Consider the following 13,270-nt stretch of genomic DNA (forward strand, 5'->3'; position numbering starts at 1 on the left):
CGCGCGAAGCCAGTTTAAGAGAAGAGAAGAGCCAATGTTCGCAGTCGTGCGCACGGGCGGCAAGCAATATCGCGTCGCCCCCGGAGACAAGATCGTCGTCGAGAAGCTCGACGGCAACGCCGGTGACCAGATCACCCTTGGGGAAGTCCTGCTCGCGGGCGACGGCTCTGACCTCAAGTCGACCGACGGCCTGACCGTCGCGGCCGAGATCATCGCCCAGGCAAAGGGCGAGAAGGTCACCGTCTTCAAGAAGCGCCGCCGGCACAATTATCGCCGCAAGAAGGGCCATCGCCAGCAGCACACGATCCTGAAGATCGTCGCGATCGGCGACCAGAAGGAGCAGAAGAAGTCGGCTCCGAAGGCGGAGAAGGCCGCGAAGTCGGATACCGCGCCGGCCCAGGTCGACGCCCAGCCGACCGAGAACCCGGCTCCCGCGAACGCGGAAGCAGCGAACGCGCCCAAGGCCAAGAAGGCTGATAAGCCGACGGCGGAAACCCCGTCGACAGAAAATGCTGCACCTGCTAAGGGCGGCGCCAAGAAGGCCCCGAAGGCCAAGTAATCCAGGGCAGATTTCGCAATGGCACATAAGAAAGCAGGCGGCTCGTCCCGCAACGGCCGCGACTCGGAGAGCAAGCGTCTCGGCGTCAAGAAGTTCGGCAGCGAAACCGTTCGCGCCGGCAACATCCTCGTGCGTCAGCGCGGCACCAAGTGGCACCCGGGCGACAATGTCGGCCTGGGCAAGGATCATACCCTCTTTGCGCTTATCGACGGCCAGGTTGCGTTCCGAGATGGCAAGCTCGGCCGCAAATATGTGCATGTCATGCCGGCGGTGAACGAAGCATAGGAACGGTCAGAACGGGACCGTTCCCACGAGGGGGCGGCCCGGACGAGATCTCAAGACAGATCGAGACCACAAGGGAGAAGAGGGAAGCCCCTTCCTTCTCCCTTCTTTGTATCTGAAGGGGCTCAATCTTCTCCCGAAACTGTCACGGGCGCCGCTTAAGCGCCCGCGCGAGGAGAAGATGCGATGTTCGCGAGGACGCCCAGATTGCTGCTGAGGCCCGGCTTCCCGGAGGATGCGGCGGCGCTCGCCGCTGCGCTCGGCGACGTGTCGGTCGCGCGCAACCTTGCCAGCGTGCCGTGGCCGTTCAGCATGCGCGACGCCGAAGCCTTCCTCGCCGCTCCGCGCGACCCGGTGCTGCCCTCGGTGCTGATCTTCGAACGCACGGATGGCGCGCCGCAGCTGGTCGGCGCCTGCGGGCTCGGCCGGCGGCCGTCCGGCGCGGTCGAGATGGGCTATTGGATCGGGCGGCGCTTCTGGGGCCGCGGCTTCGCGACCGAAGCCTGCACCGCCCTGGTCGACATGGCGCGGGCGCTCGACCTCGAAAGCCTCGAAGGATCGCACTTCATCGACAATCCGGCCTCTGCCCGGGTGCTGGAGAAGCTCGGCTTCAGGGCGCTCGGCCTACTTGCGCCGCGGATGAGCTGCGCGCGTGGCGAAGAAGTACCCGCGCGGCTGATGCGCCTGCAGTTGGCGGGCGCGGCGGTGACGGACGAAGCGGAGGAGCCGCTCGCCGCCTAAACGGCGGCGCGGACCTTCCGCTTCGGCTCGTCGCCGGCGGACAGGTCCGCGTAGCCGGCGAGCAGGTGGCGGTCGTCCTCGTTCCACGGGTGGAAGCGGGGCAGGAAGAACTTCAGCCACGCGCCGCCGATCTTGCGGAACATGCCGGGGCGGACCCACAGGTACCAAAGCAGCTTGGACCAGGCGGCGAAGCCGGTGACTCCGTCCTGACGCATCAATTCCAGCGCGCCCGCGGTGCGGTCGACGACGAAGTTGCGGGTGACATAGAGCATCACCTTGGCCTTCACGTTCCAGCGCTTCCACCGCGTCCAGTGGCGCGTCGCGTGCAGCCAGGTGTCGTAGGCGACGCCCTTATGCTCGATCTCTTCGACCGCATGCCAGCGCCACAGGTCGGCGGTGTCCTTGTCCGCGCCGTCGAGGTGGGCCGGGTGAGCGAGAAGCTCATGCGCGAGGATGGCGGTGAAATGTTCGAGCGCCATGGTCGCCGCGAGGCTGACGATCGGCGGCTTGTCGCGGGTGACGGCAAGCCTCTTTTCGACCTGCGCTTCGAGCTTGGTGAGGTCGTATCCGGATTGCTCGGCGCGCTTGTTGAACGCGTCATGCTCCCGGCTGTGAATGGCCTCCTGCGTCGTGAAGGCCTTGATCTCGGACGCCAGCTTCGGAGGCGTGCCTTCGCGGAAGGCGCGGACGCTCTCGACGAAGAAGGCTTCGCCTCGCGGAAAGGTGGTCGAGAGGGCATTGTAGATTGCGGTCGCTTCGACGCGCCCGCCGTGCCAAAGACGCGGGGTGGCTGCTTCGCGGCCGAACCGGCGATCGCGCGGCGTGATGCTGAGCTCCGCCGGGGTCGGGAAAGTGGTCGCACTCATGGGGGCCAAGTTAGTTTAACTGACAACAGTGTCAATAAGCCGCAGGAGATTGACCCCGGAAGCGAGCCGGTCGGCCGCCATCGAAGCGGCGCGCCAGCTGCTGCTTGACGAAGGGCCGCAAGCGGTGACCCTGAAGGCGGTCGCCGCCAAGGTCGGCCGCACCCACGCCAACCTGCTCCACCATTTCGGTTCCGCCGCCGGCCTGCAGGGCGAGCTTGCGCGCTCAATCGCCGAATCGGTGACCGCAAGCATTGCCGAGACGGTCGAACGCGCCCGCGCCGGCGAGGCCCATGCCCGCGACATCGTCGACCGCACCTTCGACGTGTTCGACCGCGAGGGGGCCGGGGCGCTCGCCGCGTGGATGATCCTGACCGGCAATCGCGACGCGTTGAACCCGATCCTCGATTCGATCCGCGGCCTCGTCCAGCAGCTTACCGTCGGCCACGAAGAGCATCACGTCGCCGAAAGCACGCTGTCGCTGGTTCTCAATGCGCTTGGAGATTCGCTGCTCGGCGCGCCCATCGCCGAAGCCCTGGGCCTGCCGCGCGACACCGCCCGAGCGCTTGCCGCCGACCGCCTCCGCCACCGCATCGGCGAGCATCATCCGGAAGATTGAGCCTGCCGGCCAGGCGGCCAAGCCAAGGCACAATCTCGTTGCACACTCGTTACGGCCCCCGCCGTGAGAAAATTCTTCAACCGCTGGGCCGCATCGACCTCGGTCGCCGCAGGGCAACCGCTGACCTTCGGGATCGCGGTCGGGCTGATCTTCTTGTGGGCGATCACCGGTCCGATGTTCGACTATTCGGACACCTGGCAGCTGGTCATCAACACCGGGACGACCATCGTCACCTTCCTGATGGTGTTCCTGATCCAGAACAGCCAGAACCGCGACGCTGCCGCGATGCAGGCGAAGCTCGACGAGCTTCTGCGCGCCGTCGACAAGGCCCGTGAGCAGTTCATCGGCATCGAGCATCTGACCGACAACCAGATCGAGCTGATCAGAAGCGCGCTGGAGCGCCACGCGAAGGAGCAGCGGGGCAAGCAGAAGACGGCGGACGACAGCGTCGACCGGCTGCTCGCGCGCATGACAGGCGGCGACGAGGACGACTAAGCGCCTCGGTAGCTTCCCTTATTCCCGCGTAGCGCCCGTTTGCGCATTCTGGCCGCGTGAACTGGAAGAAGATCCGTCTTGAGCTCGCCGGCACCAGCGACCATCCGCGCGGCTCCGTCAGCCGCGGCTATTTGATCTGCGCGCCGCTCGACGAGAGCGGCGTCGTGGATGAGGAAGTGCTCGCCCGCGCGCCACACAAGGCGACGGTGCGGCGCTTCTGGTCGACCGAGCCGGACGAGAAGGGGCAGCTCGTCCGCTCTGACGGTCATCTCGCCTTGCGCTGCAACGGCAAGGCCGATCGCCTGCTCCCCTTGAACGGCGAGCTCAGGCTTGGGGCGCGCGTCGACGTCGTGGGGGCGGACGGCCGCGCTCTCCCGTTCCGCATCGCCAGCATCGCCCAGCTCGGACGGGAAGTGCTGCCCTCTTGAGGGCGGCGCTGCTATCCGCTCAGCCGATGGATCAACAAGCTGACCCCGCGCGCGCGACCGAATCCCACCTGCGCTCGATCCTCGCCACCGTTCCCGATGCGATGGTGGTGATCGACGAAAAGGGCCTGATCCTGTCGTTCAGCGCCGCGGCCGAGAAGATGTTCGGCTATTCGGAAAGCGAAGTGATCGGCGAAAATGTGTCGATGCTGATGCCCTCGCCCGACCGCGAGCGCCATGACGGCTATCTCGACCATTATCGCGCGACGGGGGAGCGGAAGATCATCGGCATCGGCCGGGTTACCACCGCGCGCCACCGCGACGGCAACAGCTTCCCGATCGAGCTGTCGGTCGGCGAGGCGTGGGTCGACGGGCGGCGGATCTTCACCGGCTTCATCCACGACATCACGCAGCGGCAGCAGACGATGCTGATGCTCCAGGACTTGCAGGCCGAACTCGCCCACGTCGGGCGCCTGAGCGAGATGGGGACCTTGGCGTCGAGCCTGGCGCACGAGCTCAACCAGCCGCTGACCGCGATTGCCAGCTATTGCGAAGGCGCCCGTACGCTCCTCGACGGAAATCCCGATGCCGAGGCGCTGGAGACCACGCGCCAGGCGCTGGACGAGGCCGCGCAGGAGGCGGTCCGCGCCGGCGAGATCGTCCGCCGGATGCGCGAATTCCTCAGCCATGGCGAAACCGAGCGGCGGGTCGAGAACTTGCCGCGCCTCATCACCGAAGCGAACGCGCTGGCGCTGGTCGGCTCGCGCGAGCACGGGATCGAGGTCCAGACCTCGCTCGACCCCGCAGCGCGCGAAGTGCTCGCCGACCGTGTCCAGGTGCAGCAGGTCATGGTCAATCTGATCCGCAACGCCATCGACGCGATGGTCGACAGCCCGGTGCGCTCCCTGACCATTTCCACAGCCGCCGGGCCGCCGGGCTTCGTCACCATCGGCGTCGAGGACACGGGTTCGGGGATCAGCGAGGCCGTCGCGGCCCAGCTGTTCCAGCCGTTCGTGACCTCCAAGAAGAACGGGATGGGCATCGGCCTGTCCATCTGCCGGACGATTGTCGAGGCGCATGGCGGACGCATATGGACGACAAGCGGTATCGAAGGCGGCACCCTGTTCCGCTTCACCCTTCCGACGCCCGAGGGAGACGAATGAGCGACAACAGACTCGTGCACCTCGTCGACGACGACGCAGCGATCCGCCGCTCGCTCGGCTTCATGCTCAAGACGGCGGGTCTCCAGGTCCGCACGTTCGAAGGCGGCTTGGAGCTGCTGGCGGCCGCCGGCGAGCTGGAGGACGGCTGCATCCTGCTCGACATCCGAATGCCGGGCATGGACGGGCTGGAAGTGCAGCAGGCGCTTCAGGACAAGGGCGTCCATTTGCCGGTCGTGATCATGACTGGGCACGGGGACGTCAGCTTGGCCGTGAAGGCGATGAAGGCCGGCGCGGTCGACTTCGTCGAAAAGCCCTTCGCGAAGGAGACCTTGCTGTCCGCCCTTCAGGAGGGCTTTGCCCGGCTGCAGCGCAAGGAAGCGACGGACGACCGCGCCCGCGACGCGGCGATCCGCCTTCAGGCGCTAACCCCGCGGGAGCGCGACGTCCTGGACGGGCTCGCCAAGGGGCTGCCGAACAAGACCATCGCTTATGATCTGGGCATTAGCCCGCGGACGGTTGAGATCCACCGCGCGAACCTGATGACCAAGCTCGGCGTCCGCAGCCTCTCGGAAGCCCTGCGCATCGCCTTCGCCGCTCAGGACGAGGCTTCGTAGAGGTCGTCCGCGGTCAGTTCGGCCGGGTTTCGCCTTCCAGCCTCTTGTCGGCTTCGTCGATCGCTCGAAGAAGCTCGTTGAAATGCGGGGCATCCTCCACCGGCCAGATTCGGTCGAACGTCGGACCGAGCAACTTCAGGTCACGGCGCGTGAGGAGGCCGATAGCGACAATTCGTTCGGACATGGCACACGCTTTCGGTTCACTGGCGTCATTCACGCTGACTTGGATTAGGAAACGCGCCTAAGCGCCTGCAGTGCCTATAGTTTCGGCCTTGCATCGGTGGCCTGCGCTCTCGCGTGGGCCAAGTGTGTGCTGAGGGCCACTTGCCGAACGGCGCAGGAACGCCACATCCGGCCTGCACGTTCGCTTGCGCGATCACGAGTATTCGAGGGCATGGAAACAAGCTTCCCCCATTGGCAGCAGCTGGCGCTCTATGCCGTCGCGGCGGCGGTCCTCATCATGCTTCTTCAGCGGATCCCTTATGTCGGGCGCTTCATCCGCTTCGCCATTTCGGCCGGCCTGCTCGCCTTCCTGATCTTCATCCTGCTCCAGCAGGCACCATACCAGCCGGGGCTGGCGCGCTGGACCGGAAAGCTCGGCCTCGACGACCAGATGGTGTCCGGCAAGGAACTGAAGGTGAAGATGGCGTCGGACGGCCACTTCTGGGTGACTGCGACGATTAACGGGGTTCCGCGGCGGATGCTGATCGATAGCGGCGCGACGGTCACGGCGCTGTCGCCGGAGACGGCGACCGCGGCGCGCGTGGACGCCAAGGCGGGCATTCCGCCGGTGATCCTGCGCACCGCGAACGGGGCCGCGCCGGCGCGTACCGGCGCCACGACGAGCTTCGCGTCGGCAACATTGTCGCCCGCAACCTGCGGATCGTCACCGCGCCGGGCCTCGGCGAAATGGACGTTCTCGGGATGAATTTCCTGTCCAAGCTCGAAAGCTGGCGGGTCGAGGGGCGGACCCTGGTCCTGGTACCGCACCATCCGCAGGACCTGCCGGCCGCTTAGGGCGTTAGCTTCCCCTCATCCGCCGCATCGCGTAACCCGCCGCCAATGCATTTCCTCGACCAGGCCAAAATCTTCATCCGCTCCGGCGCCGGCGGCCCGGGCGCGGTCAGCTTCCGCCGCGAGAAGTTCATCGAGTTCGGCGGGCCGGACGGTGGGGACGGCGGCAAGGGCGGCGACATCGTCTTCGAAGCGGTGCCGGGCCTCAATACGTTGATCGACTTCCGCTACACCCAGCATTTCCGGGCGCCGCGCGGCAAGGGCGGTTCCGGCTCGAACCGCACGGGAGCGGGCGGCGACGACCTCGTTATCAAGGTTCCGGTCGGCACCCAGATCCTTGCCGACGACGAGGATCGGACCCTGCTGGCCGATCTTACCGAGGTCGGGCAGCGCCTGACCTTCCTCCAGGGCGGCATGGGCGGCCGCGGCAACGCCAGCTACAAGACCTCGACCAACCGCGCACCTCGCCAGCACCAGACCGGGATCGAGGGTGAGGAAATGTGGGTGTGGCTGCGGCTGAAGCTGCTTGCCGACGTAGGCCTGCTGGGCCTGCCGAATGCCGGCAAGTCGACCTTCCTCAATTCGGTCACCAACGCCTCGGCGAAGGTCGGCGACTATCCGTTCACGACGCTGCGCCCGCAGCTTGGTGTCGTTCGCCACAAGGGGCGCGAGTTCGTGCTTGCCGACATCCCCGGGCTGATCGAAGGCGCGGCGGACGGGGCAGGGATCGGCGACCGCTTCCTGGGCCATGTGGAGCGCACCCGCGTGCTCCTCCACTTGATCGACGGCGCGGGCGATGACCCGCTGGAGGCCTGGCGGATCGTCCGCGACGAACTCGGCGCTTATGGCGCCGGGCTTACGGAGAAGGACGAGCTGATCGCCATCACCAAGGCCGACCTTCTCGACCAAGAGCAGCGCGAGGAGCTTATCGCTGCATTGCGCGCCGAGAGTGGCTCGCCGATTTTCCCCATTTCCGCGCCAATTGACGAAGGCATGGAGCCGCTGCTCGACGCGCTGATCGAACGCCTTGGGACGCCTGCCGGCGAGCCGCAAGGCGATGCGCCCGCTGAAAGGCCGTGGTCGCCGCTATGAAGCTCGCCGTCACCGGCGCGACCGGCTTCGTCGGCTCCCACCTGCTCGACGTCGCCACCGCCGCCGGTCACGAGGTGCAGGCGCTGACACGCCGCGAGCAGCCGGAGCGGGCGCAGGTGCAATGGATCCGCGGCGATCTCGAAAGCCGCAACGCACTTCATGCCCTAGTGGAGGGCGCCGACGCGGTCATCCACGTCGCGGGCACGATCAACGCGCCGAACGCCGCCGGCTTCGACAAGGGCAATGTCGAAGGCACGCTGGCGATGCTTGCCGCGGCGACTGCGGGCGGAGTCCGCCGCTTCGTCCACGTCTCGTCGCTAGCGGCGCGCGAGCCGAAGCTGTCGCTCTACGGCGGCTCGAAGGCGAGGGCGGAGGAGCTGGTCCACAGCTCGGGCCTCGACTGGACCATCGTCCGCCCGCCCGCCGTCTACGGGCCTGGCGACAAGGAGACGCTTGAGCTGTTCCGAATGGCCAAGCTGGGGCTCATGCTGATGCCGCCCAAGGGCCGTATTTCCGTAATCCATGCCGACGACCTCGCCCGGCTGCTGATCGCCGCCGCGGGCCCGAACGCCCCGGCCAACATCCTTATCGAGGCCGACGATGGGCGGCCGAGCGGCTGGAGCCATCGAGAATTTGCCAAGGCGCTGGCCGCGGCGGTGGGCAAGAATGCCGCGGTGATCTCCTCGCCGGGCATCCTGCTGCGCGCAGCCGCACGCGTCGATCAGCTGGTGAGGGGCGAAAAAGCCAAGCTGACCGCCGACCGCGCGGCTTATTTCTCGCACCGCAACTGGGTGATCGAGCCGAAGCGCGCCGCCCCGCCGGAACTGTGGAAGCCCGAGATCGAAACGCATGAGGGGCTGAAGCAAACCGCCGACTGGTATCGCTCAAAGGAGTGGCTCTAGCCGCGCTCGCGCCGCATTGCGGCCCCATATCGTTGCGAAGGGCGGGTACGGAGACTAACGAACCGCCATGGCAGACCGCGACCAGATCAGGGCCAAGACCCTCGAACTCATCGAACCCTTCAACAAGAAGGGGGTCGAGATCAGCGACGGCACCCGCTTCGCCCAGGACCTCGAATGGGACAGCCTGACCGTGCTGGACTTCGTCGCCAATGTCGAAGACGAATTCGACGTCATCATCAGCATGAACATGCAGGCGGAGATCGAGACCGTCGGCCAGCTCATCGACGCGCTCCAGAAGCTGACGCAATGACCTTCCGCGCCGTTCGCCCTGAGCCTGTCGAAGGGCTGATTTTCTTTTCTGGCGAAGGTGCAGGACAGGGCTTCGACAAGCTCAGCCCGAACGGGTGCGCGCGTTGAACGACCTCTTCGCCAAGTTCGACCCGCTGATCGAGATGCGGGAAGGGCTGCTGAAAAGCGGCGTCACCGACCCGTTCAACCTGGTGATGGAGCGGGTTGAAAGCCCGACCGTCGCCATCTGCAACGGCAAGCGCACGATCCTTCTCGGCACCTATAATTATATGGGGATGACGTTCGACCCGGACGTGATCGCCGCGGGCAAGCAGGCGCTCGAGGATTTCGGGTCGGGGACGACGGGAAGCCGCGTCCTCAACGGCACCTATGTCGGCCACAAGGCGGTCGAGCAGGCGCTGAAAGACTTCTACGCCATGGACCACGCCATGGTCTTTTCGACCGGCTACCAGGCGAACCTCGGCATCATTTCGACGCTTGCGGGCAAGGATGACTACATCATCCTCGACATCGACAGCCATGCGTCAATCTACGACGGCTGCGCGCTCGGCAACGCCCAGATCGTACCCTTCCGCCACAACGATATCGAGGCGCTGGAGAAGCGCCTGAAGCGCTTGCCGCCCGAGGCCGGCAAGCTGGTCGTGCTCGAAGGCGTCTATTCGATGCTCGGTGACGTCGCGCCGCTCACCGATATGGTGCGCGTCTGCAAGGAAAATGGCGCGATGGTCCTCGTCGACGAGGCCCATTCCATGGGTTTCATCGGCGAGCATGGCCGCGGCGTGGCCGAGGCCCAGGGCGTGATCGACGATGTGGATTTCATCATCGGCACCTTTTCGAAGTCGGTCGGCACCGTCGGCGGCTTTTGCGTATCCAATCACCCGAAGTTCGAAATACTTCGGCTGGTCTGCCGCCCGTATGTCTTCACCGCGTCCTTGCCGCCTTCGGTGGTCGCCACGGCGGCGACGTCGATCCGCAAGCTGATGCACAGCGCCGACAAGCGCGCGCATCTTTGGGTAAGCTCCAAGCGGCTCCATGCCGGCCTCCGCGAGCTCGGCTTCAAGCTCGGCACCGAGGAAGCTCAGTCGGCGATCGTCGCGGTCATCATGCCCGACCTCGAGACCGGGGCCGCCATGTGGGAAGCGCTGCTCAACGAAGGGCTGTACGTCAATCTTGCCCGGCCGCCGGCCACGCCCGCCAACATGACCCTGCTGCGCTGCTCGCTATGCGCGCTGCACACCAAGGAGCAGGTCGAGGAGATCCTGGGCATGTTCGCTGCGGCAGGGCGTGCCACCGGCTGTATCAGCTGAAAAACTCCGCCAAGCACCCGCTTCCCCGAAATGGTTAACGGGCGTAGATTGGCAACATGTTAGGGGACGGGGACGAGGACGAGATCCGGTTCGACTGGCGTCGCGGCGGTGCAGCGGCGGCGGGCCTGGCTGCCGCTTTGGTCCTCGTCGTCATGGTGTTCCTGGTCAAATTCGCCAATGACGACCGCCAGCGGGCGCTCGATGCCGAGCGCCGCGCCTATGACGTGGCGCTGATCGTCCGCAACGTCAGTTCCAGCGTCGCCCAGTCGGAAGCGGCGCTCGCCCGCTTCGTCCTCGACGAGGATGTGAAGACCAGCGGCAATATCTATGCCAGCGACTGGCGCCTCGCGGGCTCGCAGATCGACCGGCTCGACCAGCTGATCAAGAACAACCCGCAGCAGCGCACGCGCGTGGGCGAGCTGAAGCGCCTGTACCGGATCCGCGGCGAGGAACTCGCGCTGGCGGCGCGGGCGGCGCTCGCCAAGCAGGGGGACGCCGGGATCGGCTATTTCTACTCGGCCGCTGCAACCGGCTCGGGCACCCGGCTCGACAACAAGCTCGAGGAGATCATCCGCGCCGAGCGCGAGGCGCTTCGGGCGCGGCAGGAGCAGAGCCAGGTCTTCTCGGCGGAGGCGGACAAGCTCACCGATTATCTCAGCTGGCTGGGCATCATCGTCGGCTTGGGCGCGGTTTTCCTCGGCGTCGTCGCGGTCCAGGCGCTCCGCCAGAACGCGTCGGCGCGCAAGCTCGCGCAGGATGAGGCCGAGCGCGCCGAAATGCTCGAGCTGGCGGTGCGCGACCGCACGCAGGAGCTTTGGGAAGCCAACCAGGCGCTTCGTGCCGAGGCGATGGAGCGCGAGGCGGCGGAAGCCCAGCTGCGCCAGGTTCAGAAGATGGAGGCCGTCGGCCAGCTGACCGGCGGCATCGCCCACGACTTCAACAATATGCTGGCGGTGGTCGTCGGCGGCATCGACCTCGCGCTGCGCCGGCTCAACGGTCCGCGCCGCGAGGTTATGATCCACCTCAACAATGCGATGGAAGGGGCGACCCGCGCCGCGGCGCTGACCCGGCGGCTGCTGTCCTTCGCGCGCTCGGAGCCGCTGCTGCCCGAACGGGTCGACTCGGCCGGGCTGATCGCGGGCATGTCGGACCTTCTCGACCGCACGCTCGGGGAGCGGATCCGCATCGAAGTCGACCTGGAGCGCGACGCCTGGCCGATCTACGTCGATCCGCACCAGCTGGAGAATGCGATCGTCAACCTGGCCGTCAACGCCCGCGACGCGATGAACGGCGAGGGGCTGATGCGGATTTCGAGCGAGAATGTGACGCTCGCCGCCAACCAGGTCGGCGACGTTCAGGCCGGCGATTATGTGAAGATCAGCGTCACGGACACCGGCTGCGGCATGCCGCCGGACGTGCTCGAGCGCGCGTTCGAGCCCTTCTTCACCACCAAGCCCGTCGGCAAGGGCACGGGCCTGGGCCTCAGCCAGATCTTCGGCTTTGCGCACCAGTCGGGCGGAGAGGTCGGGATCGAAAGCGAAGTCGGCCGAGGCACGACCGTCTCCATCTATTTGCCACGCACCGCGCAGGCGGCTGCCGAAGTGCGGGTCCATCCCGCCGTCCAGCGCCGCGAGGACCGCGATCCGCACGTCGCCGGCGCCCGCATCCTGCTGGTCGAAGACGATCCCAGGGTCCGCACCGCCACCGTTGGGGCGCTCGAGGATTTGGATTACGAACCGGTCGCCTGCGGCAGCGGCGCCGAAGCCATCGAGCTATTCGCCGCCCAGGAGTTCGACCTAGTGATCAGCGACGTGATCATGCCGGAAATGACCGGTCCGGAGCTGATCCGGCACTTGAAGCAGACCTCGCCGCGCGACTTCGCCGTGCTGTTCGTGACCGGATATGTCGGCGAAGGCGAAAGCGACGACCTGCGCGGTCACGAAATGCTGAGGAAGCCGTTCACCGTCGGTGCGCTGGCCAGCGCGGTTGCGACCGCGCTTTCGCGCCACACTAGCGAATCGCGCCCGACCTCAGCAGCTTCGGCAGGAGCGTAACCGCGGCGAGCAGCGGATGCCGCTGCTGCCAGGGTTTGAGCTGGATGTCGGTGCCGGCGTGGCGGTTGATCTTCCACGCGATGTAATCGGCGCCCCCCGCGAAAGTCAGGCTCGCCTTTGCGAGCCGCGGGATCGAGTAGAGCTTGCCCTTGCGCTGCTTGGCCCGCCACCAGGCGGGGCCGTCCCGGCCGAGATGGTTCATCAGCAAGCCGGCGGCCTGCGCGAACCGCTCGTAGCGTTCAGGATCGGCATCGACGATCAGCGCCGAACGATCCTCCCGCTCGGCGCGCAGCTCGGCGGCAAATGTCTGCCGGAAAGCCCGTTTCCAAAGGTCCAGCCCGGATTCCTGCGGCGCAACCGATAGCGTCCAGCCGAGCAGCGTCGGCGCTGCGGTCGCGACAATGTCCGTCACTTGCACCCGCGCCTGGTGGCCCGCGGTCCACACCAGCCGGGATGGCTGCGCGAACCGAGCGGCGGTGGACACGGTCCAGGCTAGCGGCGAACATTCATGTGCGAAGTCCGCTTCGCTCAGCACCGCATATTTGGCGCGCAGGCCCTGATGCTCGAAATAGAAGACGTTCGGCGGGATCAGGCGGTTGGCGGCCGCGAGCCAGCCTTTTGCATAAGCGGCGCGATAGTCGGAAACGATCAGGTAGAAATCCAGCATCAGCCCCTCGAGCTGCTGCTGGCGCAGGCACGATCCGTAGAACAGCACCGCCCGACTGGCGGCGCCATGCTTCGCCGCGATCGCCGCCGCCATCGCGGTCACGCGCGGGTCCACAGGCCGGCTAAGCTCCTCGGCGACGAGGGCGCGCAGGTCGGCCATGTTGT

The 13,270-nt window shown here is 66.6% G+C and carries 17 protein-coding genes; 14 read left to right on the forward strand and 3 right to left on the reverse strand.

Annotated elements, in window-relative coordinates:
• Positions 1–34: 34 nt before the first annotated feature.
• The 3 genes from rplU to VIL42_06320 all read left to right on the forward strand — a co-directional run bounded on the left by rplU (position 35) and on the right by VIL42_06320 (position 1,582).
• Positions 35–559 (forward strand): 50S ribosomal protein L21, encoded by a 525-nt coding sequence (gene rplU, locus VIL42_06310; protein ID HEY8592462.1) that lies wholly within the window; start codon positions 35–37, stop codon positions 557–559.
• Between the two features lie 18 nt (positions 560–577).
• On the forward strand, positions 578–844 hold the full coding sequence (gene rpmA, locus VIL42_06315) for a 50S ribosomal protein L27 (GenBank protein ID HEY8592463.1): 267 nt from the start codon (positions 578–580) through the stop codon (positions 842–844).
• Between the two features lie 183 nt (positions 845–1,027).
• A complete protein-coding gene (locus VIL42_06320; GenBank protein HEY8592464.1) occupies positions 1,028–1,582 on the forward strand; it encodes a GNAT family N-acetyltransferase in 555 nt (184 codons plus the stop codon).
• Here VIL42_06320 and VIL42_06325 read toward each other — a convergent pair.
• Positions 1,579–2,448 (reverse strand): metal-dependent hydrolase, encoded by an 870-nt coding sequence (locus VIL42_06325; GenBank protein HEY8592465.1) that lies wholly within the window; start codon positions 2,446–2,448, stop codon positions 1,579–1,581. The genes VIL42_06320 and VIL42_06325 overlap by 4 nt on opposite strands.
• Positions 2,449–2,497: 49 nt before the next feature.
• Between VIL42_06325 and VIL42_06330 the strand changes: the two genes are divergently transcribed.
• The 5 genes from VIL42_06330 to fixJ all read left to right on the forward strand — a co-directional run bounded on the left by VIL42_06330 (position 2,498) and on the right by fixJ (position 5,761).
• On the forward strand, positions 2,498–3,064 hold the full coding sequence (locus VIL42_06330) for a TetR family transcriptional regulator (protein ID HEY8592466.1): 567 nt from the start codon (positions 2,498–2,500) through the stop codon (positions 3,062–3,064).
• Positions 3,065–3,127: 63 nt separating this feature from the next.
• Entirely contained in the window at positions 3,128–3,559 is a 432-nt protein-coding gene (locus VIL42_06335) for a low affinity iron permease family protein (protein HEY8592467.1), read from the forward strand.
• A gap of 56 nt (positions 3,560–3,615) precedes the next feature.
• Positions 3,616–3,987, forward strand: a complete 372-nt coding sequence (locus VIL42_06340) for a hypothetical protein (protein ID HEY8592468.1) — start codon at positions 3,616–3,618, stop codon at positions 3,985–3,987.
• Positions 3,988–4,013: 26 nt separating this feature from the next.
• On the forward strand, positions 4,014–5,147 hold the full coding sequence (locus VIL42_06345; protein HEY8592469.1) for a PAS domain S-box protein: 1,134 nt from the start codon (positions 4,014–4,016) through the stop codon (positions 5,145–5,147).
• On the forward strand, positions 5,144–5,761 hold the full coding sequence (gene fixJ / locus VIL42_06350; protein HEY8592470.1) for a response regulator FixJ: 618 nt from the start codon (positions 5,144–5,146) through the stop codon (positions 5,759–5,761). Before VIL42_06345 ends, fixJ begins: the two co-directional genes overlap by 4 nt.
• A 13-nt stretch (positions 5,762–5,774) precedes the next feature.
• Here fixJ and VIL42_06355 read toward each other — a convergent pair whose 3' ends face one another.
• Complete coding sequence (locus VIL42_06355) at positions 5,775–5,945, reverse strand: hypothetical protein (GenBank protein HEY8592471.1); 171 nt, start codon at positions 5,943–5,945, stop codon at positions 5,775–5,777.
• A 210-nt stretch (positions 5,946–6,155) separates the two neighbouring features.
• On the opposite strand from VIL42_06355, the gene VIL42_06360 reads away from it, so the two are divergent.
• From VIL42_06360 to VIL42_06385, 6 genes are all read left to right on the forward strand, one after another.
• Positions 6,156–6,689, forward strand: a complete 534-nt coding sequence (locus VIL42_06360) for a retropepsin-like aspartic protease (protein ID HEY8592472.1) — start codon at positions 6,156–6,158, stop codon at positions 6,687–6,689.
• Positions 6,690–6,823: 134 nt separating this feature from the next.
• Positions 6,824–7,867, forward strand: a complete 1,044-nt coding sequence (gene obgE / locus VIL42_06365) for a GTPase ObgE (GenBank protein HEY8592473.1) — start codon at positions 6,824–6,826, stop codon at positions 7,865–7,867.
• Positions 7,864–8,769, forward strand: coding sequence for an NAD(P)-dependent oxidoreductase (locus tag VIL42_06370; protein ID HEY8592474.1), 906 nt, complete (start codon positions 7,864–7,866; stop codon positions 8,767–8,769). Before obgE ends, VIL42_06370 begins: the two co-directional genes overlap by 4 nt.
• 67 nt (positions 8,770–8,836) lie before the next feature.
• Complete coding sequence (locus tag VIL42_06375) at positions 8,837–9,079, forward strand: acyl carrier protein (GenBank protein ID HEY8592475.1); 243 nt, start codon at positions 8,837–8,839, stop codon at positions 9,077–9,079.
• A 103-nt stretch (positions 9,080–9,182) separates the two neighbouring features.
• Positions 9,183–10,385 (forward strand): aminotransferase class I/II-fold pyridoxal phosphate-dependent enzyme, encoded by a 1,203-nt coding sequence (locus VIL42_06380; GenBank protein HEY8592476.1) that lies wholly within the window; start codon positions 9,183–9,185, stop codon positions 10,383–10,385.
• A 56-nt stretch (positions 10,386–10,441) separates the two neighbouring features.
• Complete coding sequence (locus VIL42_06385) at positions 10,442–12,439, forward strand: ATP-binding protein (GenBank protein HEY8592477.1); 1,998 nt, start codon at positions 10,442–10,444, stop codon at positions 12,437–12,439.
• On the opposite strand, the gene VIL42_06390 is transcribed toward VIL42_06385, so the two are convergent.
• A complete protein-coding gene (locus tag VIL42_06390) occupies positions 12,396–13,265 on the reverse strand; it encodes a hypothetical protein (GenBank protein ID HEY8592478.1) in 870 nt (289 codons plus the stop codon). The two genes, VIL42_06385 and VIL42_06390, sit on opposite strands and share 44 nt — an antisense overlap.
• Positions 13,266–13,270: the final 5 nt, after the last annotated feature.

This window comes from Sphingomicrobium sp., assembly GCA_036563485.1.
In the GTDB taxonomy this organism is placed as follows: domain Bacteria; phylum Pseudomonadota; class Alphaproteobacteria; order Sphingomonadales; family Sphingomonadaceae; genus Sphingomicrobium.